Below are 21439 nucleotides of genomic sequence, written 5' to 3' on the forward strand. Positions count from 1 at the left end.
TAATTACTGCGTGGTTAGAATCCCAACACTTAGAGTTAGTTGAATCACTAATTTGCTCACATTTGGATGAAGTGAGGGAATTTGGAGTCAGAGAACAGGAATTGAGGCGCTGTCAGAGAGTGTTGTGCAATGATTATGCATTTTCCACAGAAACACCCCATCAATTGGCCAGTCTTTATGGTTATTATGATACCATTGCCCAAGCAGAATTAGCAGTGAAATATCCTCAACAGATTCAATCATTTCATACCCAAGAACTGCAACAATTGGCTAAGGAGTATCTTTGTACAAATAACTATGCAGTTACCATAGTCAAAGCTTCCTAGTCTGAAAATTTTTGTTGAAAGCTGAAACCTCTGAGTAGTAGACTTATTACTTATTACTTATTACTTATTACTTAATTTTAATGGCTATTTCCCAACAAAAATCCCAAATTCATCGCACTGTATTAAGTAATGGTATTGTGCTGCTGGTGACAGAAAATCCCGCTTGTGACATCGTTGCAGGGAGAATTTTTATTCGTGCTGGTAGTTGTCACGAAAATAGAGAACAGGCGGGATTAGCTCATCTATTATCTACGGTGCTTACCAAGGGATGTGATGGATTATCAAGTTTGGAAATTGCAGAGCAGGTAGAGTCTTTAGGAGCGAGTTTAGGTACGGATGTAACATCTGACTATTTCTTGTTGTCCTTGAAAACAATAACCACTGATTTTCCCGAAATTTTGACCTTAGCTGCACGAATTTTGCGATCGCCAACTTTTCCAGAATCAGAAGTAGAATTAGAACGGCGCATTACCTTACAAAATATTAATTCTCAAAAGGAGCAGCCATTTAGTGTTGCTTTTGATAAATTAAGAAAAGCTATGTATGGCAACCATCCCTATGGTGTGTCTATATTGGGGGAAGAATCATCAGTAAGTGGCTTGACTGGCGCAGATTTATCCCATTTTCACCATCAATATTTTAGACCAGATAATATCATTATTAGCATTGCTGGCAGAATTAACCCCAGTCAAGCAACAGATTTAGTCGAGCAAGTATTTGGTGATTGGCAAATACCAGATATGGAATTACCAACACTCAACTTATCTGCAATTCCAGTAGCTCCCCAACAGATAACTACCCCTCAAAATACCCAGCAGTCAATTGTCATGTTGGGTTATCTGACTGCATCAATGCATTCACCTGATTATGGAACTTTGAAATTACTATCTACATATTTGGGGAATGGACTTTCCAGTCGCCTATTTGTAGAATTACGAGAAAAGCAAGGTTTAGCTTACGAAGTATCAGCCTTTTATCCCACCCGAGTGTTTCCCGCATCCTTCGTCGTTTACATGGGCACAGCCCCAGAAAATACTTACAAAGCCTTGTCTGGATTATACAAAGAGGTAGAGTTACTATCCACCAGCAAATTATCACCAGCATCACTGCAAGCATGTAAAAACAAGATATTGGGTCAATATGCCTTGAGTAAGCAAACAAACGCCCAAATTGCCCAGATTTACGGCTGGTATGAATTGATGGGATTAGGAGTTGAATTCGACAGCCAGTTTCAAGAAATTATTTTACAGGTAAATGCAGAACAGGCGATCGCAGCAGCTCGTCAGTATTTACGGGAACCTTATGTATCTTTATTAGGTCAAGAACCATCTGTGAATAGTGCATTAGAGCAGTTTTCCCGAGGTATTCCTCAGTAGTTGTCTGGTAGATAACTGCAACGGTACTATGTTTGTGAATTTTCCAGGGGCAAATTTTATGAAAAGCAGTTTTTCCGCTAAACTGTTGAGTGACATCCCATCACCAATACTATGGCAGATATGTTTAATCCTATCCTCCATAACACCCATGATGTTCTTGGTGTCTCCAGCTAAAAGCCAAACTATCGCCCAAGTAGTTATTGGTAGAACCATTAACAGACCAAATCTGAAAGTTGGTAGTCAGGGAGAATCAGTATCCGAACTACAAGCAGCACTGAAACTGTTAGGTTTTTATACAGGTAAAGTGGATGGAAAATACAATAACTCCACAGCCAGTGCGGTATCGAAATTCAAACAAGCTGCGGGTTTAAAACCTGATGGTATCGTTGATAATAATACTTGGCAAAAACTTTTTCCTGGACAGCAGGTACAAGTATCAACACAACAAACATCAACACAGCAAATATCAACACAACAAACATCAACACAACGAAATAGTTCTCAAGTTTCCATTTCTTCCCAAACAATAAGTAATTTACCTGAACCTAGACCAGCACAACCCAAACCTACTACTGCTAATCGTATCAAACCCGAGCCTAGACCAGCACAACCAAAACCAAAACCTAATACTACTAGTACTCGCAAGAAACCAACCCAAACAACCCAAAAACAAACTTCATCTACCAGAGTCAGCCAAACTTCTCAGAGTCGTCGTTCCCCCAGTAATCGCCGAACTTCCCGTCGTCGAGCAATTCAGAGAAGGAGAACTCAGCAGACTCAGAAACTTTTCGGTACTTCCCGTAAACCTTATTTTCAATATACAGCACAAGGAATGCCGATTTTACGCCAAGGAGCCCAAGGTTCGGAAGTCGTAACCTTACAAACTAGACTCAAAAAACGAGGCTTTCTCAAAGGGAATGTGGATGGTGACTTTGGTAAACAAACATTAACAGCAGTTAAAGCATTTCAAAAGCGTTATGGCTTGGAAGATGATGGTGTAGTGGGTGGAGCTACCTGGCGTACTTTACTACGCAAGTGATAAGGTAAAAATAAATTTTCACAAAATAATTTTAATATTTTTTAACCCAGTTTCTTGTCGGAAACTGGGTTTCTCAGTTGGAAACAGAAATTAATTAGGGCTTGCTGTTCGCGGAGCGTGCCGTTAGGCATAAAAGTCTTTTGGTGAGGGTAAGGAGTAGGGAATGGGGAGTAGGGAGTAGGAAGTGGGGAGTGGGGATTGGGGAGTGGGGAGTAGTTCCAGCCTCTTTATTTCTATTCTTTTTGTCAGCAAAAATAACAGATGCAAGGATTTTAGGTTTAAAATCCTAATTTCCTTGCACGCCCTTCCCCAATAAAATAGCCTCAAAGTATTGATAAATCAATATTTTTCAGTTATTCAGCAGACCCTAATTATGAATATTTACCAAGAAAGAAGAAAATTCCATACTTTCTCGTAAAAACCGTGTGGTATGATGTCCCGCGAATTACCTTTAATTCAGACAATCCTTTTACTTCAAAATAGCCCGGCTTTAAGTGAAATCACTCATCTCTCATAATTGGAGATAAATTTGGACAATTCCCATCATTAGGGAAATCAATAGGGAAAAGGATGATTTTATAGTTAACAATTTAGAGAAATTTGATATGAGACAGTTTGTATTAACTTGGTTTGGTACTGCGGTAGCATTATTAATTACTGCCAATGTTCTGCAAATCATCAACATTGGCTTTAGGGTAGATAATCTAGGTACAGCATTAATTGCAGCTGTGGTAATTGGCATTGTTAACGCCATTATTCGCCCTATTTTAAAGGTTTTGGCATTTCCTATTACCTTATTGACCTTTGGCTTATTTACCTTTGTGATTAACGGATTTAGCCTCTGGTTAGCTAGCTTACTTACTCCCAGTTATGGTTTTAGGATTGATGGTCCTTTAGCGGCTTTGTTTGGTTCAATTGTCCTAGCAATTGTTTCCAGTACCATCAATTATTTTCTCAGAACCGTTGATTAGGAATGAAGGAGGGAAGGAGGGAAGGAGTGAAGGGGGGAAGGAGTGAAGGAGTGAGAGAAAAGTGTTTTGAAGTCTGTGATTGAGCTTACTGGCTCTAAAGTCTACTTTCAGTGATTTCCAAAGCCTAAATAACCCCGTGGGGTAATCATCCAATCTCCGTAGTTACGAGTGCTTTGATTCCCAATTAAGACTGTGGTTAACATATCAACAGATTCAGGTAATAATTGCTCTAAAGTAGTTAGGGTAATCTGTTCATCTTCTCTATATGCCGATCGCACTAATGCTACAGGTGTATTATAATTTCGATATTTGAGAAAAATATCCCTAGCAATACCTAATTGCTGAGTACGAGTTTGCGATCGCGGATTATATAAGGCTGTAACAAAATCACCTACTGCTGCTGCTTCCAGGCGTTTTTTGATTACTTCCCAAGGGGTCAACAAATCGCTTAAACTAATGGCACAAAAATCATGCATTAAGGGCGTTCCTACCCGCGCTGCTGCTGCTTGCAATGCCGTAATCCCTGGAAAAACTTCAATATTGGGAACCTTCCCATCCCAACCACAACTTTGTAACTCCTCTAACACTAAACCTGCCATACCGTATATTCCACAGTCTCCTGAAGAAATAACTGCTACATTTAATCCCCACTCAGCCAACTCAATCCCCCGTTGAGCCCGTTGCCTTTCCTGAGTAATTGGTAAGGCTTCCACAATTTGCCCAGGTCTTAAGAGAGGAGCAATCAAATCAATATAAAGACCGTAACCAATGACAGCATCAGCAGCAGTCACCGCTATTTGAGCCGCAGGAGTCATTTGTGACAACTTTCCTGGCCCCATACCCACCAGTAATATTTGCCCATGACGACCGATGTATTCTTTTTCCCCTTGCGCCACCGCCACTGTCACCGCACCCTGGGAATTGGGCATGGGGAAACGAAAAATTTGCTTCGGAACCAATAACTGTCCTTCCTCTTTGCAGTTATCCTTGGGGAACCCATCTCTGGTGTCTAACATCTCCAAACCCGCACACAAAGCCGCCGCCTCAGCCACACTTGGTGTCCCCACCTCCCTTTCCACCACGGAAGAAGGGTTAGGCACAGTTATAGTTTTTAAGACATCAGCAGTAAAAGTTTTGAACGGCAAGTTCCTTGACTGACAAAACTCAACCAAACCCACCTCATCTGCCTTAATATCAATAGTAGCAATACCTGCGATCGCATCTTCAGCTAATCCATATTCTTTAAATACCTCCCTAATAGCCGTTTCTATCAACTCCCGAGAACTTCCCCGCTCGCAACCAATTCCCACCCATAACACCCGTGGATGCCAATTTACTGTAGGAATGGTAGGGGATGAAGTCGCAACATAGGGAGTAATAAATATTTGTCCTTGATCATGGCTAGACTCTGCAAAATCAAAGGGATGTCTTTCTGGAAGACGATTTCGCCACAGGGTAGAACCTGCTACTTGAATTACCCCTATATTCTCACCACGAGCTATGGCTGCACTTACCCCCGTCCAATTACCTTCTCCTCGCCGCCAGCCAAAAGGTATCCCTAATATATCCACCCCTGGCAAGCTTAAGCTATTAGCACTACCTGTAATCACCGGAGTAGCACCCCCTATTTGGGTAGCAATCAGCCTGGCTAGCTCATCCCCACCCCCTTGATGTCCACTACATAAACTAATAACAAACTTTCCCGACTCATCCACCACAACCACCGTCGGATCAGTAGATTTATCCTGTAGCAAGGGAGCAATTAACCTAACTACCGCTCCTGTTGCCAAACAGAATACGAAAGCACGGTGGGTTTGCCATAAATCAGCTATGTGATTTTTCAGGGAATTAGTGTATTTTTTAGTACCTTGCATTCCCGACAATAACTCTGGAACCCATATACTTACGTCATTTATATCTAGTCCTTGAAGTATTTTAATTGCTGCGGGAGTAGTAGCGATCGCAGCTAGGGGGGAAAATTCGGTTAACAGCAAATTTGTCTATTTTATAAATGTTATCTTTTATTGTCTCATATCAAGTTCGGGAGATTACTTATTATTCGGATCATGGTGCAAACATCTTAAAACTCTTTCTCCCCCTGCATCCTGCCCTGTTGTAGTCTTAACCATAAGTTTTTAAGCAGACATGATATCATGCCACAATCGCAAATTGCTTTCCAGAGAATATTTGCCAACTATAGCAATGGACATATTGGCTAGGACAGTATTGCTCGACTAAAGGACTATCAACTATCAACTATCAAGGCTGGCTATAGCTATATAAAGCAAATAAACCCAGTTTTGAGGAAAAACCAGGTTCATTTGCATAGGTAATTTCTATTAAAGAATAAGAAAAATATATTTGACTTTTTTGACTTTATAGTGAACTGTTCCAACATGCAAAAATTGTAGACTATTAGCATAGGAAGACAGGGTAGAAAAGACAGGATCATCCCTTTTGATGCACCAAGCAATACACTGTATCCACCATAAAATTAATCTTGAATTATATTTAATTTTCCTACAGTGAACCAGCCTGAGCTAAATCCCTAATTAATGAAACCTTGGAATTCAAATAGGTATTCATGGTATTCAGCTCTTCGCGACTCATAATAATCTTATTTTGCAGCTGTTTGAGTAGCTGTTGCACTAGTTCAGCATCACCAAATTTGAGGAGAGTAGTATTATGAGTTTCTTCAACCAAAGCCCATAATTGACGTAGTGTAGAAGAGTTCATGAGGATAAATCTCCGGTGTGTTCGCTCTTTTTAGTCCTCAGCAGCTGAAATCTTGCTGTAGAACATAATATAAATATTAAACCAAAAATCTTAAGAGAATCTTAAGAATTACAAGGTTTGACATAAATTTACAAAAGTACACAAAATGTTATATATGGTTGCAACTCCCAATAAGAAAAGATGCAAATAGTGGAAATCCTTTGAGGATAAGGTATACAACAATTTAAGATCCCAGTTCCATCAATGAAGAATGGATAAAAGTATTCTTGGACTTGATTATTGACAAAAAATTATTTATGTGAAATTGCGGATTTGGGCATTCAGGAGATTTCCGAAATTGACCGAAATTGAAATGATTACAGAAACTTCCTCTGGCAGATGAAGCAACCAAATTTTGTCGTGATAATTTATCCTGGTTAGTGTGTCACCTTAGCAAATCCTGAGTAAATATTTATCTCTATGGATAAAGTACACATGAATCCTCTGATTGAGAATATATATCAACAATTACTCCCTCAATTCCGTCTCGAAAGCGTAGATCCTCACAATCCGGTAGAAGTTCACTATCTTCCCGAACCTTGGCAATTAATAGGTAAAGGAAACTATGCTGCGGTGGTACTTCATCCTGATTATCCAGAACAAGTAGTGAAAATTTATGCACCTGGAAGACCTGGTTTTGAGGAAGAATGGGAAGTATACAAACGTTTGGGTTCCCATCCAGCTTTTTCTGAGTGCTTATATGCTCAAGAAAGCTTCCTAGTGCTGAAACGCCTGTATGGAACTACCCTCTATGACTGTATGCACTTTGGCCAACGTATTCCACCACAAGTGATTCAGGATATTGATGCTGCTTTAGATTATGCCAGCGATCGCGGTCTTGTTCCCCATGACATCCACGGACGAAATGTAATGATGTATCAAGGTAGAGGACTAGTTGTAGATGTATCAGATTTTCTTCATAGAGATAAATGTCTGAAATGGAATCACTTAAAAACAGCATACTACTGGCTCTACCTGCCCATATTTTACCCTCTCGGAATACCAGTACCTTACTCAATCTTAGATTTTGTGCGTAAAACCTATCGCCGGTTAGCGCCTCGGTAAGAGTAATACCATTTTGGATTTTGGATTTTAGATTGTGAAATAATTACTACATAAGCTTTTCTTTCTTTCCATTTGTCACAATCATTTTTCAAATTGGTCTAAAGTGCATATCATCCAACATTTATTCCACCGCAATGGCTCACTTATTACTTATTACTTATTACTTATTACTTGCCTTTACTATATAGTCGGTTTTGCTTAATTGCACAATAAAAATAGATGAACAGAAAATTTTCTTTAGCTCTGCTCCAAGTTAAAGGATATCTGAGATCGTCCCAGAATTTAGAAAATGACTTCAAATCCCAAGTTGATTTGTTAAAACAAGAATATCCAAATGAGTTTACTGCGGAACACCTACACCATATAGCTTCAGCTTTAGGTATTGTTGAACCAGAAAAGCTATGGGAGCAAACATCAGATAGTAATGATAATGATAACTCTGTAGCTTATCTCCAGGGAGTAGCAGAGGCGATGATAGAGGTGGATTGGGTAAATGGGAATGAAATTAGACAAACACTGGATGCTGCATATGATGATTTGTCCGTCAATTTCCAATCTCACTGGCGGGATAGTAAAGCTTTCAGAGAAGCTGTAAAGTCTAAAATTCGGGAATTAGGATTGGTGGAAAAATTGGCAGCCAGAATTGGTAAAATCTAGAAGATTATGAGGGAGCTGTCCGGCTCCCACGACGGAAATTAATTGGAATAATTAGAAATAGAGCAAAATGGTAATTGTGAATTTTCTTACTTGAGGAAATATTTTTTATTAATTTTACTAACTATACTCTTAAATTTAAGCTGTGCTAACCTCATTTGAGTCAATTCATTAATTAAATGCACCTGATTATTCTGACTATCAAAAAAAACATTTATTTCATCTAGAATAAATTGCAGCTTGGCAATAATATTAGGAGCACGATATTCAGATAATAATGTTTCTGGTAAAAAAGGCTGCCAATTTGCTAGAACTTTGAGAATACGTTGAATATCAAATTCTTGGGAATAAGCAGCAATTTTATAACAATTAAATCCCGGATCTAAATAATCAGATAGTCCACCATTCACACTAGAAAAAACGTGACAACCACAAGCAAGAGCCTCTAAGGGTTGTAAACCAAAACCCTCACTGACTCCCCTTTGTGCCCAGTATTCGGCAGAGTCGTAGAGATAAATTTTGGCTCGATTGAATAACCCTGGCATATCATCTATATAAGAATTAACCACAAAGACATTACACCGTTGTTGTAAATCCGGCACTAATTGCTTAATTAAATATTCAGATGATTTTCGGGCTAAAACTAAGACATCAATATCTCGTTCTTGGTGGTAATTATGAAACTCATCAGAGATTTGATTCGGTAAATAATATATTAAGGAGTTAGGTGATTTTTGTCCCCAATATCCCATACTGTTGCGACTTACCGTAATAATAGGAATACTTGCCGGTAAACTAAAACCATAGCCTGCTGTGTGGGCATGGTAAACCAAATTACAACCAGTCAATTTTGCAGAAAGTTTAGGAACATCAAACCCCCAACTAATAACAAAAATTTGCTCATCTTGATTTTTTGTCTGGAGTAAATCATCTAAAAATAGCTTGTCTGGTTCCCGTTGACGATAAGTTACAACATCCGCACTACAAACTTGTTTGGCAAGTTCTAAGGCTTTTAATTCTGCCCACAATCCACCACAAGCAAATTTACCATCGGTTCCAGGAACTAAGAAATACAGCTTTCGCATAAAATTACTACCTCAAATCACCCAATTGTAGATTTAATTAGCTGGAATGGAGATTATCATTTCTGGGGAGTGATTGAATCAGAAGTATTAATGTTCCTACACAAAAGTTTTAGCGTAGCCTAACCGTGGAGTGTCAATCTGTTACTCATTATCACAAAAAACTAAAGTTTGCTGACATTTCACAAAAATTTTTGCTAAAGTTTACATTTTCAGATAGTATAGTCTGTTAAAGTATAAGCAATACTACTGATAAGAATACATTTATGAAATGTCGTAAATGTAATAAATAAGATATTAATGCAGCTATTAACACCTTGCAGAACTGATTAAGTTCCGTGAGGCATAGGGAATCTTATAAGGTTGGGGAATTCCATGTTCTAGCTTTATGGGAGCAACCCTGCAAAATTATTGTTGGACTATGAACCAAGAATCTTCATAGCTTGAGGCTGAGGAGTTTCAACTAGGAAAGTAGGGAGAATGACGGCAAACTTACTACACACATCTCAAACATTATCATGTCCATCAGCTAAGAAAATTTTGCTGGTGGAAGACAATGATGTCAATAGAATGTTGCTGAGAGATTATCTCAGTCACTGTGGATATCATATTCAATGTTTGTCAACAGGGAGTAATTTCTTCGATACCATAGAGAAGTTTCAGCCGCAGTTAATTTTATTAGATCTGAAATTACCAGATGTTGATGGTTATTCTCTTTTGGCATCAATTAAACAACAACCTAGCTTAGAAATCATTCCCGTAATAGTTGTATCTGCATTTGCTTTTGAGTCCGATAGAGAACAGGCTATGAACCTGGGAGCTAGTCGCTATTTTGTCAAACCAATCAACCTGACTGAATTAACCCTAGCTATTGAAGAAGAATTGGCATGAAATTATTACCTATATTTAATTTTCAGCCATAGAATTATTAGATTGAAAAATAAGGTCATGGCATTGGCAAAAATAATTGCTATATCCTGGCGTATTAGACCATATATTAGCCATAAAAAAATACCAATAATAAATGTAATTAACATTCCCAAAGAAACATCTTTAGCTGATTTAGTTTGCCAGGTTTTCAGCAGTTGGGGCAAAAAGGCACCAGTTGTTAAAGTTGCAGCTATTAATCCTAAAAAGGTCAGAGCCATGAATATAATTTTGACTATTATTTAATCGAAGCAAAGGGCACAGCATCCGTAATAATTTGGGCATATAAAATAATCTTGCTGATGCCATGCCCCTACAGAATAATTATTTATTAAATATACCCTCACAAAACCTTACATTGCCCATAATATCGTAATAAATGGTCGCACAAAACAATTGCTACCATTGCTTCTACCATTGGTACAGCACGGGGTAAAACGCAAGGATCGTGTCTACCTTTACCGGCTAAAACAGTTTCTTGCCCTTCCTTATCAACAGTTTTCTGTTCCTTTCTAATAGTTGCTGTGGGCTTAAATGCTGCACGGATAATAATATTCTCACCATTAGAAATACCTCCTTGAATGCCCCCAGAACGGTTGGTTACAGTGCGAATTTCTCCTTGATCATCAATATAAAATTCATCGTTGTGTTCAAAGCCACTCAACAAAGTTCCTGGGAACCCAGAACCAATTTCAAATCCTTTAGTAGCAGGAAGGGACATGATACCTTTAGCAATATCAGCCTCTAACTTATCAAATACTGGCATCCCTAATCCTTTAGGGACATTCCGCGCTATACATTCCACCACGCCACCAATGGAATTACCTTCATCACGCATTGTTTCGATTAAGTCAATCATCCTGGCGGCAGATTCTGCATCGGGACAGCGAACAATATTGCTTTCTACCTGTTCTAGGGTTACAGTATTGTGGTCAATAGTAGCTTCTAAATCCTTGATCCGCTTTACATAGCCAATGATTTCCACATTAGCAACTTGACGGAGAATTTTTTTAGCGATCGCACCAGCTGCTACCCTACCAATAGTCTCCCTAGCGGAAGATCTACCGCCACCTTGCCAGTTACGAATACCATATTTAGCATCATAGGTGGCATCGGCATGGGAAGGGCGATATTTTTGCGCCATTTCATCATAATCTTGAGGGCGGATATTTTTATTCCTGACCACAATCGATATGGGAGTACCCAGAGTTTTACCCTCAAATATCCCCGAAATAATTTCACATTGATCGGCTTCCTTCCTAGGTGTAGTAATTTTACTTTGTCCCGGTTTTCTGCGATCCAGTTCTACCTGAATTTCCTCGGCTGAAATCTCCAGCCTGGGAGGACAACCGTCGATTGCAACCCCTACTCCGCCACCGTGAGATTCACCAAACGTTGTGACTCGAAAAAGATGTCCGAAAGAATTACCCATGACTTTGAGGAAAAATGTGTAGAGTCTTGCATATTTTACAGAAATATCATTACCACTTAAAAGACACTGTTAAAATTTGGGAGGGAAGTATGTAAGGGAGCAGGGAGCAGGGGGAAGGAAAATCGTTTTGATGACAAAATTGGTGAATTCATTTTTTGGTGTTCCCTAAACCAACATCTATTAACTGAATAACTAAATTAAACTTGGAGCAAAATACTGAGTATCTAAAAATTATGGAACAACAACCGATTCAAGTCATTGGAGGTGGATTAGCAGGAACGGAAGCAGCTTGGCAAATTGCCCAGGCTGGCATCCCGGTGATTTTACATGAAATGCGCCCCCAACGCTTCAGTGGGGCACACCATACAGAACATTTGGCAGAATTGGTTTGTAGTAATTCCTTTGGCGCAATGGCAAGCGATCGGGCGGCGGGATTATTGCATGAAGAGTTGCGGCGTTTAGGCTCGATTGTTATTGGCAAGGCTGACGAGCATATGGTTCCAGCTGGTGGTGCTTTGGCTGTGGATAGAGGACAATTTAGCCAAGATTTAACCACGACTTTAGCCGCACATCCTTTAGTTGAATTGCGGCGACAAGAAATAAGTGCAATCCCTGAAGGTATTGTAGTATTAGCAACTGGCCCTTTAACCAGTCCTGACTTAGCATCAGATTTACACCGGTTTACAGGGATGGAATATCTGAGCTTTTTTGATGCTGCTAGCCCAATTATTGTGGGAGAATCCATTAACCGGGATATTGCTTTTATGGCTTCCCGCTATGACAAAGGTGAAGCAGCTTATCTTAACTGTCCCATGAATCAGGAGCAGTATTTACACTTTTGGCAAGAGTTGAGTAACGGCGAGCAGGTAGAATTAAAAGACTTTGAAAGGGAATCAGCCAAATTTTTTGAGGCTTGTTTACCCATTGAAGAACAGGCTAGGAGGGGAGAAGATACCATGCGTTATGGTCCCCTAAAACCAGTTGGCTTGTCAGATAGTCGTACAGGGGAACGTTCCTATGCAGTGGTACAACTGCGACAGGAAGACAAAGCGGGTAAACTTTGGAACATGGTAGGTTTTCAAACAAACCTACGTTGGGGAGAGCAAAAACGCATATTTCGCTTAATTCCGGGTTTAGCATCAGCAGAATTTGTGCGTTTGGGAGTGATGCACCGCAATACTTTTATTAATGCACCCCAGTTAATGTTACCAACTTTACAATTTAAACAACGTCCCAACTTATTAGCAGCAGGACAATTAATTGGAACAGAAGGTTATACTGCTGCGGCTGCGGGTGGTTGGTTAGCTGGAGCTAATGCAGCAAGATTGGCTTTAGGGAAAACACCTTTAAGCCAACCGCCAACCACCATGATGGGGGCATTATTTGATTTTATCAGTTCCGCTTCTCCTAAACACTTCCAGCCCATGCCTCCTAATTTTGGAATTATACCAGAGCTAGGTAAGAAGATAAAAAATAAGCGGGAACGTTATGGAGTTTACCGCGATCGCTCTTTGACTGATTTGGAAACTTGGAAAACAAGTTGGTAGATAGGTGAAACAATTTTGGATTTTAGATTTTGGATTGACCAGAAGAAGCAGCAGAAATGAGTTTTCCCCCCTGCTCCCTGCTCCCTGCTCCCCTGCCCAAACTCAGGGGCTTGTATCCTTTTATTCTTCAGTCAGAATAATGGTCTATCTTCTGTCCCCCCGGCTTTCCCCCTGGCTGGAGCTCTGACTCTTGCTGGAAGTATCCATACTTGTGACTATGCCGTGGACACCAATAGCAGTAATTATACCGCCAACTAAACCCCAAATTTGATCAGTAACTACACTAACACGTTGTACTTTTGTCCGATGATAGGCTAACTCTAAACGCCTATCAGAACGCCTATCAGAACGCCTGGTAATTCTATTAACTCTATTTGATAGGTCATTTTCTGCCCTGACTAAAGCAGAATAATCACGGTTAAACAAGAAAATGGATGAACCAATTATAATTAACCCAGGAATAACCAAGGAATACATGAGCAGGGACTTTTGTTCTTCTTTTTTCACTGTGGTGAGTCTAATTGAGAATGCCTACTTCTCAACGATTACAGGGATTACCTTGCTTTTTCAGTTGGGTATTTGACAAATCATTTCCGAGTATTAGTTCTTATTTTTCCATATTTGCAGAATAATTAGCTTAATGTTGGCTTTAGCATTTGTGTTCACAGGCGTAGGCAAAAATTACATTTTTATCCTCTATTTCCTCACATAGTCATTCAATGCTGACATTTTGGCAATAGTTGTGTTAGCATCTGCCGAATAACAGTATGCAGGTTAAAGGATGATGTCAGCAGGATGAAATCTGCATGGTTGTCTAAGCAAAAAATCTCATCTCGGATAATGCTGCTATGGAGTGGCATTATCTGCTTATTATTGATATTTCATCCTCTATTGTCAGTTAATGCAGTTTCTCGGGTAGCTACTAACTCCATCGATAGCCTCAAACAGCAGCGACAACAAATTAATAAACAACGTCAGAATGTCAAACAAGAAAGCGATCGCTTAACTAATTTACAAAAAGAAGCAGAAAAAAGACTGACAGGATTAGAGACTAACCTCAAAGTTACTAACAGCAACATTAAAGATAGTGAATTTAGACTGCAACAGGCAACAAATTTGCTCCAAAGTTTACAAGCAGATTTAGCCACCGCAGAAGTTGCTTTCCGGAAACATCAACAAGCTACCATTGCTCGATTACGCTATCTACAACGTTCTCCCATTGGTCAAGGATGGGCAGTTTTATTGCAGAGCCATAATTTTAATGATTTTCTCAGTCGTCGTCACCAGCTGAAATTAGTTTATCAGGCAGACCAAAAAAATTTGGCAACCCTGACGGAACAGGCTGAACAAATCGAAAACCAGAAAACCCAGGTAGAAGGGAAAAAGAACGAAATTTACTTGATTAGACAGCAATTATTGGCACAAAAAGCCAACTATCAAGAACAGGCTAATTTACAAGCAAATTTAATTCAACGCCTCAATAGCGATCGCACAGCCTTAACAGCAGCTCAAAATCAGTTAGAGAGGGAATCACAGGCAATTACCACCTTAATTCAGCGCAAAATTTCCGAAGCTAAAGCCAGGGAAGCCGCAGCTAAAGCCAGGAGCCGCACCAGTATTTTTACTCGTGGAATAGGTATTTTTATATACCCAAGTTTAGGAAGAATCAGCAGTCCCTTTGGTTGGCGTATCCATCCCATCCTCCGTCGTCGCCGCTTTCACTCTGGACTAGACTTTGCCGCTAGCCAAGGTAGCCCCATCAGAGCAGCAGACTCAGGAACAGTGATTTTCTCTGGTTGGTATGGTGGTTATGGCAAAACTGTGATTATTAACCACGGGAAAGGGATTAGTACCCTCTACGGACATAGTAGTAATTTGCACGTGAGTGAAGGACAAACAGTCAAGCGAGGACAAGCGATCGCAGCTGTCGGCTCCACTGGTTTATCCACAGGTCCCCATCTCCACTTTGAAGTTCGTAAAAATGGTACTCCCGTCAACCCAGCAAATTACCTATAATTCCTCAAGCAACTACAAATTTAATCATAAGGGTGCTATACTACATGCATTCGAGGGCGTGTGGCTCAGTGGATAGAGCAACAGATTCCGGTTCTGTAGGTCGGGGGTTCGAATCCCTCCACGCTCGTTGTTTGTATATTAACTAATTGTTTGTCATATCATGCCATAGTGAGGGCAATGTTCGTGAGAAATGCGGGGATACTCCGTGGGAGTCGCTTTGATCGCTTTGCGATCGTAAAACGAATAATATCTACCACCACAAGCAGATTACATTCCCAATCCAGACAAAAACTTAAACATCTCACCCTGGTCTAAAAATGGGATCTTGAATCCAAGGCTCTTATGCCGCAGTTCTTAAAAACCAACAATGTTAACAATTTTCGGTATAATTTTAAGAGCTGTATCAAGATATAGCTTGTCAATTTTAATAAACTGTTTCGCGTCAGAGCGTAGCCGATCTAGCTCTTGGCGTAACTTTTCTTTCTCTGTGCTTTCTTCTTCCAGCTCAGCTTCTCGTATCTCAAGCTTCTTAATTTTAGACTCATACTCGTATTTAATTGCTTCAACTCGTTTGTCATCGGGAAGATCGGCAATTCGCTGAAAATATGCAAGCTGATATTCAAGTACATCCAACTTCCCTTGAAGTTGTTCTGTTCTACTATCCAGCCTAATACTCAGGCTATTTCTCTCAGCTTGGAGTGCAGCTATATTTGCATCTCGAGCAGCAAGTTCTGCCCCGTATTTGTCTCGCAGGTAGGTACGAGAAAGATTACTCAGACGGAATAGAAACCCTAATATAGTAGCAAACAGAGCAACATTGATGAGTGCAGCATAATTATTGAGAGCTTCTATAAAGTTGTTCATAAACTAAGTCTTTGTTCAACTGCTATGGAAAATTGCTTCTTGTTTGAAACAGCTATCTGCCTAACTATCTTAATTATACGGAAGGATTCCGTATAATCTTTAGGTTTATAAAGAAATTTTCCGTATAACATTCCTAATTAGGATATTAAACGGAATTTTCGACAAAACCCAATTAACCGATGGTGTAACCATTCAAAGCCTTTTAGCTTTTACTTTAGGAGTATTCGTTCTAGTAATTACTGCATTTTTACTGTCCACGTCCTGGTTTACAATCTGCAAACCCCAATGCTTCACTATCAAGGAAGCTGGCAATTGCCATTTCAACTACTGATTCAATGGGATAATCTATTTCAGCAGCACGGTTGACTAAAGCTGCACGAATTCGCTCAGGCAATCGACCTAAAATCACTTCAGCATCAGCAGAGGAAAGTTGCTCTTGAAGTTTGGTTTGCATAGCATCACCTTTCAGTTGGAATTTGTGCATTATAGGGAGGTTCAATTCCTCAGTGACACTGGTTTTATTATAGCGATCGCACCACCAAGTCTCGCAACTTTACCCAATCCAGAAGGAGTTAAATTAAACTTTGGTAGGAAAATCCTAACCTTTGGATAATCCGTTTAATCCCTGTTCAAATGCGTCAATAGCTTCAATGGAATCTGTAATTGAAACACATTGTTCTAACAAAGAAATATCCAATTCTGGCAAAATTTCACTTCTATTAACTTGCTCATAACCATAGGTATCTGGGTAAACAATCGCTTGCTCATTTTGGGAATTATCTCGCAGACGATATAACTTAATCTCATTTCTTTCCCAAAACCAAACTTCTGTAACTCCCAATCTGCGGTAAATTTCCAACTTGCTAATATTACCACTTGTGATCACTACTTCTATAACTAAATCCGGTACACCTTTCTCTTCTCCTATGCAATAACATTCATCTGGTTCCGCACCTGCTTTTTTAGCTTTATTTTTAAAAGTAGAACTCCCCATCGGTACAAAACGAATACGTTTGTTGTAAAAGAAACGCTCTAACAACATCCCCAAATTCGTTTTGATTTTTTCATGTCTAATCGACGGTGAGACAATTTCTAATATTCCATCTAAAAAAGTAACCCGGTAATGTGAATTTTCTGCAAGCTTAACTAATAATGCTTCGTAATTTTCCCAACTTACACCACTGCTAATAAATATTTCTTCTGGATCGTCATTATTACCCAATTCTGGCTCATAAATAAGCTCTTTCAGGCTGCTAACCATTATTACTTGTCCTTGTATTTGTTGGCCGCACCTATATTATGGCAATAATATCACTCCATCCGCCTATACTCAGTGCCCAGATAGAGATGACACAACTTAAAAGAATTTAGAATTTAGAATTTAGAATTACGTTTTGCAACGGAGATTTTACCCCGACGCAAAACGCGCTGCTTTTAGAAGCAGGGGACTTTTACCCCTAAAGTTGGTTAAAACCAAGTTTGACTGTTCCCCTGTCTGAAGGCGAGGGGATTCTAAAAAGATGCTACGGGTTCAGGAGCTTTCACCCTCTCGTTACACTTCTGGTAAAATTTAAAGCTAGTTAAATCAAGAATTCTTACTATCAGGGATTGCCATGAACCAGGTAGGACAACGGGAACATTCAACCCAAAACCTTTTTTTGCAACTATTCCAACAGCAATTACAATACAATTACCTGGGTAACTGGCAAGATAGAAGCAACAGCAACATCGAAATAGAAATTCTCACCACTTTCCTAATTCCTCATCTTCCTAACCCCAATCTGTGTAATCCTTAAATCCATATTAATCCGTGATCAAATCTTGGAAATTACTGTTCGTATCGACCCCCGTGGGAGCATTAGGTACAGGACTAGGTGGTGGTGTAGAACTGACTCTGCATAACATTGCCCAACAAATGCTGCAACGGCATCATCAATTACAAGTAGTTGCACCAGCAGGTTCGACCTGGGAACATATTCCCATAGTCCAAATTCCCGGTAACTTACAAATTATTGCCCAAAGCCAGGAACGTACAGATGCCATTACGATGCCAGAAAATTCCCTGTTAGCAAATATGTGGGAATATGTACATGAGGTTGAATCAGAATATGATTTAATTGTCAATTTTGCCTATGATTGGCTGCCATTTTACTTAACACCATTTTGCCAAAGCCCGATCGCTCATTTGGTCAGTATGGGTTCTCTTTCTCATGCTATGGATGGGATTATTGCTAAGGTGGACAAAAAATTTCCCCATACCCTTGGCTTTCATAGTTACCATCAAGCAGCTACTTTTCCCGGACTGAACTCACCCCTACATATTTTAAGTAATGGTATTGATGTTTCTTTGTATGATTTTTGTCCCCAACCAAAGCAGCAATTGGTTTGGATTGGTCGCATTTCCCCAGAAAAGGGTTTAGAAGATGCTGTGGCATTATCGTATAAAACTAACATCCCCTTAAAAATTATGGGCAAACTCCAGGATGAATCTTATTGGCAGCAAATTTGTCAAGACTACCCCCAAGCACCAATAGAGTATCTCGGATTTTTGCCAACTACCCAAATGCAGAAAATTGTCAGAGAATGTCAAGCATTATTGATGACTCACCGTTGGGTAGAGGCTTTTGGTAATGTTGCCATAGAAGCCTTAGCTTGCGGTGTTCCAGTGATTTCCTATGAACGTGGAGGCCCAGCAGAAATTATACAGGATGGAGAAACAGGGTTTTTGGTCACACCTGATAGTATTCCTGGCTTAGTAGAGGCTGTATCTCGCTTAGATGAGATTAGTCGCCATCGATGTCGCCAACAAGCAGAAACGGAATTTTCCCTCGAAGCACTGGGCGATCGCTGCGAAAAATGGTTCGGTAAAATTTTAGCATCAGCAGTGAGGAGTGTTGAATTAAGTAATAAGTAATAAGTAATAAGTAATAAATTTGTTTTTGTGACTGGGATTCAAACCTCGTCCCAAAAACATTCCACCTCAAAAAGCAAGGTTTTAGACCCTAATATTTCGATAACTGAATTATTTGTTGGTAAAAATGATCGCTACACATGGATTGCTTAAAAGCTTACCCAGTATCTATTTCACAATCTAAAATCTAAAATGGGTATGAGAAGTAACAAAATTATTCCCCCACCCCTCAAGCCAGGGGACTTACTGCGAGTAATTGCTCCTAGTGGCTGTTTACGAGAACTGACAGCCTTTGAACAAGGTGTAGAAATTTGGCGATCGCGTGGTTATCGAGTAGAAATCATTCCAGAGATAGATGACAAGTGGGGATACTTAGCAGGTAAAGACGAAGCCCGTCGTCAACATCTAACAACCACATGGCAAGATCCAGAATGTCGGGGTATTCTCTGTGCTAGGGGTGGGTTTGGTAGTACGCGGATATTAGAAGCATGGGATTGGGGAAAACAGATCTCTCACCCTAAATGGCTAATTGGCTTTTCTGATATCACTGCCCTGTTGTGGAGTCTATTTCATGTTGGTATTGTCAGTATTCATGGCCCCATATTGACTACCATTGCGAATGAGCCAGAATGGTCGAGACAAAGACTATTTGATTGTGTCGAAGGTGGTTCTCTCTCACTCTTGTCAGGTTCTGGTTGGGGGGGAGGTGTAGCAACTGGGATGTTACTCCCTGCCAATTTGACAGTTGCAACTCACCTTTTGGGTACATCTCACCAACCAGATTTAGAAGGGGTGATTCTTGCCTTTGAAGATGTAATGGAGGCTCCCTACCGCATCGATAGAATGCTTACCCAGTGGCGGATGAGCGGTTTTTTCTCCCAAGTTAAGGGTATAGCTTTAGGTAACTTTAGTCAGTGCGAACCACCAGCCAATATTCCCAGTTTTAGTGTAGAAGAAGTGTTACGCGATCGCTTGGGTGATTTGGGTATTCCTATAGTGTCAAATTTACCATTTGGTCATGAAGCTGGCAATGCTGCTTTACCAGTGGGTGTGGAAGTAACCTTAGATGGAGATATGGGAATATTGGATATTAAACCTCATCGATCTTGAGAACCGTAGTTTTAAAGCTATGAATTTGGGATTGCTTCCCTACGTCGCAATCACACATCCAAATAATCAGAACCTCCAGGTTTCAACATAGACGGGTTTAAGTATTAGGAATCTGGTGAAAATTAATTATGGATGTTCAAAAACTCTTTTATACTAATTTAATCCCAGCTTTTAAAAGTCTGGGATAGTTGAAACTATTGAGTATCTGCCAGTTAACAACAAAATCCTATGTCTTTGAGCAACGTATTTTCTTATATTTATCAGGTTAATCTCTGGCAGAGTTCAGAATCTTTATCCGGTCGTGGATCTGAAGTCGCACTAACTGCAAAAGTACGAGAGTCTCTGTCAACTTTGCTTCAAGAGCTGAACATCAAATCTATGGTAGATGCTCCCTGTGGGGATTTTAACTGGATGAGTCAGGTTCCCTTGGATGGCATTGATTACCTAGGATTAGACATTGTTCCTCAAGTAATTGAACATGCTCAAACTAAATACGGAAAACCGGGAATCACTTTCAAAACAGCAGATTTAACCAGAACTAACTTACCAACTGTAGATTTAATTCATTGCCGAGATGGACTAGTACATCTTTCTTTTAGTGATATCTTCCGTGCTTTAGAAATATTTAAGCGTAGTAAATCTACTTATCTCCTGACCACTATTTATCCTCACGTTTCTGTCAATAAAAACGTACCTAGTGGTTCCTGGAGACCTTTAAATTTTGAAAAACCTCCTTTTAATTTTGGTCCCCCAAAATTAGTTTTTAGCGATCCTTCAGATGATACTGGTAGTAATCCAGATAAATCTTTGGCTCTGTGGTCTCTCGACGATATTGTACTATCCCCGTCCTCTGGATTCAATTTATCGTCACTAAAAGTGAAGATAATTTCTTTTATTAGACGATTTATCCCCTCTTTTCTCCTGTAATCAATTGGATAATTGATTACATCATTTGTGCTTTTTCCACGGATAAATCGGCACGGGTTTTTTACTAATTAATATCAAAGCTGCCCAAAGTCAAACATATCAGGAATTTGCTAGTACTGTACGGCGTAAATTCGGATAGGGTTGTTTAGACCCAAAATATCACCAGCATTCGGCTTCTGACATAGGGTCAATCTAAAATCGTTCGACGGCTCGACTGAGCTTCACGGCTCGGGTGAGCTTGCCGAACTCTGAATGTCTGAGCTCATGACGAAGTCCAAAATCCAAAATCCAAAATTGAAAACACGCCTTAACCCTTTGCTGGGCGGCTACGCCAACGGTTTAGGAGATAGGGGATGGGTTGTGGGGGATGGGGAAGGAGTGAAGGAGATTTAACTACCAACTGTCAACTATCAACTA

The 21439-nt window shown here is 39.9% G+C and carries 21 protein-coding genes, 1 tRNA gene and 1 pseudogene; 14 read left to right on the top strand and 9 right to left on the bottom strand.

All coding sequences use genetic code 11. The features are described 5' to 3' along the window. From CALSC_RS11950 to CALSC_RS11965, 4 genes and pseudogenes are all read left to right on the top strand, one after another. A pseudogene (locus CALSC_RS11950) lies at positions 1–326 on the top strand (insulinase family protein); the annotation flags it as partial. Between the two features lie 80 nt (positions 327–406). After that, positions 407–1702, top strand: a complete 1296-nt coding sequence (locus CALSC_RS11955) for a M16 family metallopeptidase (protein WP_088241573.1) — start codon at positions 407–409, stop codon at positions 1700–1702. Between the two features lie 58 nt (positions 1703–1760). Beyond that, the gene (locus CALSC_RS11960) at positions 1761–2741 is read left to right on the top strand and encodes a peptidoglycan-binding protein (RefSeq protein WP_088241591.1); all 981 of its coding nucleotides are present in this window, start codon (positions 1761–1763) and stop codon (positions 2739–2741) included. Positions 2742–3346: 605 nt separating this feature from the next. Continuing rightward, entirely contained in the window at positions 3347–3712 is a 366-nt protein-coding gene (locus CALSC_RS11965; RefSeq protein WP_088241574.1) for a phage holin family protein, read from the top strand. 107 nt (positions 3713–3819) lie between these two features. On the opposite strand, the gene cobJ is transcribed toward CALSC_RS11965, so the two are convergent. Together cobJ and CALSC_RS11975 are read right to left on the bottom strand one after the other, a co-directional pair. Beyond that, positions 3820–5706: a precorrin-3B C(17)-methyltransferase gene (gene cobJ, locus CALSC_RS11970; protein ID WP_088241575.1), complete on the bottom strand. Its 1887-nt coding sequence runs from the start codon at positions 5704–5706 to the stop codon at positions 3820–3822. Positions 5707–6232: 526 nt separating this feature from the next. Then, positions 6233–6448: a hypothetical protein gene (locus CALSC_RS11975; protein ID WP_088241576.1), complete on the bottom strand. Its 216-nt coding sequence runs from the start codon at positions 6446–6448 to the stop codon at positions 6233–6235. A gap of 459 nt (positions 6449–6907) precedes the next feature. Here CALSC_RS11975 and CALSC_RS11980 point away from each other — a divergent pair, with 459 nt between their 5' ends. Next, positions 6908–7552 carry a serine/threonine-protein kinase gene (locus tag CALSC_RS11980; RefSeq protein ID WP_088241577.1) on the top strand — a complete coding sequence of 215 codons (645 nt, stop codon included), beginning with the start codon at positions 6908–6910 and terminating at the stop codon, positions 7550–7552. A 219-nt stretch (positions 7553–7771) separates the two neighbouring features. Beyond that, a complete protein-coding gene (locus tag CALSC_RS11985) occupies positions 7772–8209 on the top strand; it encodes a hypothetical protein (RefSeq protein ID WP_088241578.1) in 438 nt (145 codons plus the stop codon). A gap of 86 nt (positions 8210–8295) precedes the next feature. Here the strand turns inward: CALSC_RS11985 and CALSC_RS11990 are convergent, their stop codons facing one another. Further along, the gene (locus CALSC_RS11990; protein ID WP_088241579.1) at positions 8296–9291 is read right to left on the bottom strand and encodes a glycosyltransferase; all 996 of its coding nucleotides are present in this window, start codon (positions 9289–9291) and stop codon (positions 8296–8298) included. A gap of 477 nt (positions 9292–9768) precedes the next feature. On the opposite strand from CALSC_RS11990, the gene CALSC_RS11995 reads away from it, so the two are divergent. Further along, on the top strand, positions 9769–10179 hold the full coding sequence (locus CALSC_RS11995; protein WP_088241580.1) for a response regulator: 411 nt from the start codon (positions 9769–9771) through the stop codon (positions 10177–10179). Positions 10180–10184: 5 nt separating this feature from the next. On the opposite strand, the gene CALSC_RS12000 is transcribed toward CALSC_RS11995, so the two are convergent. Beyond that, positions 10185–10436, bottom strand: coding sequence for a SemiSWEET transporter (locus CALSC_RS12000; protein WP_088241581.1), 252 nt, complete (start codon positions 10434–10436; stop codon positions 10185–10187). A gap of 122 nt (positions 10437–10558) precedes the next feature. Next, the gene (gene aroC, locus CALSC_RS12005; RefSeq protein WP_088241582.1) at positions 10559–11647 is read right to left on the bottom strand and encodes a chorismate synthase; all 1089 of its coding nucleotides are present in this window, start codon (positions 11645–11647) and stop codon (positions 10559–10561) included. Positions 11648–11880: 233 nt separating this feature from the next. Here aroC and trmFO point away from each other — a divergent pair, with 233 nt between their 5' ends. After that, on the top strand, positions 11881–13194 hold the full coding sequence (gene trmFO, locus CALSC_RS12010; RefSeq protein ID WP_088241583.1) for an FADH(2)-oxidizing methylenetetrahydrofolate--tRNA-(uracil(54)-C(5))-methyltransferase TrmFO: 1314 nt from the start codon (positions 11881–11883) through the stop codon (positions 13192–13194). Between the two features lie 144 nt (positions 13195–13338). On the opposite strand, the gene CALSC_RS12015 is transcribed toward trmFO, so the two are convergent. Then, positions 13339–13701, bottom strand: a complete 363-nt coding sequence (locus tag CALSC_RS12015) for a hypothetical protein (RefSeq protein ID WP_088241584.1) — start codon at positions 13699–13701, stop codon at positions 13339–13341. Between the two features lie 288 nt (positions 13702–13989). On the opposite strand from CALSC_RS12015, the gene CALSC_RS12020 reads away from it, so the two are divergent. Further along, the gene (locus tag CALSC_RS12020; RefSeq protein WP_088241585.1) at positions 13990–15210 is read left to right on the top strand and encodes a murein hydrolase activator EnvC family protein; all 1221 of its coding nucleotides are present in this window, start codon (positions 13990–13992) and stop codon (positions 15208–15210) included. Positions 15211–15264: 54 nt separating this feature from the next. Next, a tRNA-Arg gene (locus tag CALSC_RS12025) sits at positions 15265–15337 on the top strand. A 227-nt stretch (positions 15338–15564) separates the two neighbouring features. On the opposite strand, the gene CALSC_RS12030 is transcribed toward CALSC_RS12025, so the two are convergent. The 3 genes from CALSC_RS12030 to CALSC_RS12040 form a co-directional block, all read right to left on the bottom strand. Further along, a complete protein-coding gene (locus tag CALSC_RS12030; protein WP_088241586.1) occupies positions 15565–16074 on the bottom strand; it encodes a hypothetical protein in 510 nt (169 codons plus the stop codon). 247 nt (positions 16075–16321) lie between these two features. Next, positions 16322–16528: a hypothetical protein gene (locus tag CALSC_RS12035; RefSeq protein WP_088241592.1), complete on the bottom strand. Its 207-nt coding sequence runs from the start codon at positions 16526–16528 to the stop codon at positions 16322–16324. A gap of 144 nt (positions 16529–16672) precedes the next feature. Then, entirely contained in the window at positions 16673–17335 is a 663-nt protein-coding gene (locus tag CALSC_RS12040) for a Uma2 family endonuclease (RefSeq protein ID WP_088241587.1), read from the bottom strand. A gap of 352 nt (positions 17336–17687) precedes the next feature. Between CALSC_RS12040 and CALSC_RS12045 the strand changes: the two genes are divergently transcribed. The 4 genes from CALSC_RS12045 to CALSC_RS12060 all read left to right on the top strand — a co-directional run bounded on the left by CALSC_RS12045 (position 17688) and on the right by CALSC_RS12060 (position 21022). Then, positions 17688–17870: a hypothetical protein gene (locus CALSC_RS12045; protein ID WP_088241588.1), complete on the top strand. Its 183-nt coding sequence runs from the start codon at positions 17688–17690 to the stop codon at positions 17868–17870. 14 nt (positions 17871–17884) lie between these two features. Beyond that, the gene (locus tag CALSC_RS12050) at positions 17885–18988 is read left to right on the top strand and encodes a glycosyltransferase family 4 protein (protein ID WP_200817619.1); all 1104 of its coding nucleotides are present in this window, start codon (positions 17885–17887) and stop codon (positions 18986–18988) included. Positions 18989–19183: 195 nt separating this feature from the next. Beyond that, positions 19184–20095: a S66 peptidase family protein gene (locus CALSC_RS12055; protein ID WP_088241593.1), complete on the top strand. Its 912-nt coding sequence runs from the start codon at positions 19184–19186 to the stop codon at positions 20093–20095. A gap of 228 nt (positions 20096–20323) precedes the next feature. After that, on the top strand, positions 20324–21022 hold the full coding sequence (locus tag CALSC_RS12060) for a class I SAM-dependent methyltransferase (RefSeq protein ID WP_088241590.1): 699 nt from the start codon (positions 20324–20326) through the stop codon (positions 21020–21022). The last annotated feature ends 417 nt before the right edge of the window (positions 21023–21439 follow it).

It is taken from the genome of Calothrix rhizosoleniae SC01 (assembly GCF_900185595.1).
GTDB lineage: Bacteria > Cyanobacteriota > Cyanobacteriia > Cyanobacteriales > Nostocaceae > Calothrix_A > Calothrix_A rhizosoleniae.

Excerpts from the sequence above, each read along its gene's own strand:
- CALSC_RS12030 (WP_088241586.1), bottom strand. The coding sequence starts at position 16,074 with ATGAACAACTTTATAGAAGCTCTCAATAATTATGCTGCACTCATCAAT.
- trmFO (WP_088241583.1), top strand. The coding sequence starts at position 11,881 with ATGGAACAACAACCGATTCAAGTCATTGGAGGTGGATTAGCAGGAACG.
- CALSC_RS12020 (WP_088241585.1), top strand. The coding sequence starts at position 13,990 with ATGAAATCTGCATGGTTGTCTAAGCAAAAAATCTCATCTCGGATAATG.
- CALSC_RS12035 (WP_088241592.1), bottom strand. The coding sequence starts at position 16,528 with ATGCAAACCAAACTTCAAGAGCAACTTTCCTCTGCTGATGCTGAAGTG.
- CALSC_RS12000 (WP_088241581.1), bottom strand. The coding sequence starts at position 10,436 with ATGGCTCTGACCTTTTTAGGATTAATAGCTGCAACTTTAACAACTGGT.
- CALSC_RS11980 (WP_088241577.1), top strand. The coding sequence starts at position 6,908 with ATGGATAAAGTACACATGAATCCTCTGATTGAGAATATATATCAACAA.
- CALSC_RS11955 (WP_088241573.1), top strand. The coding sequence starts at position 407 with ATGGCTATTTCCCAACAAAAATCCCAAATTCATCGCACTGTATTAAGT.
- CALSC_RS11965 (WP_088241574.1), top strand. The coding sequence starts at position 3,347 with ATGAGACAGTTTGTATTAACTTGGTTTGGTACTGCGGTAGCATTATTA.
- CALSC_RS11960 (WP_088241591.1), top strand. The coding sequence starts at position 1,761 with ATGAAAAGCAGTTTTTCCGCTAAACTGTTGAGTGACATCCCATCACCA.
- CALSC_RS12060 (WP_088241590.1), top strand. The coding sequence starts at position 20,324 with ATGTCTTTGAGCAACGTATTTTCTTATATTTATCAGGTTAATCTCTGG.
- CALSC_RS11975 (WP_088241576.1), bottom strand. The coding sequence starts at position 6,448 with ATGAACTCTTCTACACTACGTCAATTATGGGCTTTGGTTGAAGAAACT.
- CALSC_RS11985 (WP_088241578.1), top strand. The coding sequence starts at position 7,772 with ATGAACAGAAAATTTTCTTTAGCTCTGCTCCAAGTTAAAGGATATCTG.
- aroC (WP_088241582.1), bottom strand. The coding sequence starts at position 11,647 with ATGGGTAATTCTTTCGGACATCTTTTTCGAGTCACAACGTTTGGTGAA.
- CALSC_RS11995 (WP_088241580.1), top strand. The coding sequence starts at position 9,769 with ATGACGGCAAACTTACTACACACATCTCAAACATTATCATGTCCATCA.
- CALSC_RS12055 (WP_088241593.1), top strand. The coding sequence starts at position 19,184 with ATGAGAAGTAACAAAATTATTCCCCCACCCCTCAAGCCAGGGGACTTA.
- CALSC_RS11990 (WP_088241579.1), bottom strand. The coding sequence starts at position 9,291 with ATGCGAAAGCTGTATTTCTTAGTTCCTGGAACCGATGGTAAATTTGCT.
- CALSC_RS12040 (WP_088241587.1), bottom strand. The coding sequence starts at position 17,335 with ATGGTTAGCAGCCTGAAAGAGCTTATTTATGAGCCAGAATTGGGTAAT.
- CALSC_RS12045 (WP_088241588.1), top strand. The coding sequence starts at position 17,688 with ATGAACCAGGTAGGACAACGGGAACATTCAACCCAAAACCTTTTTTTG.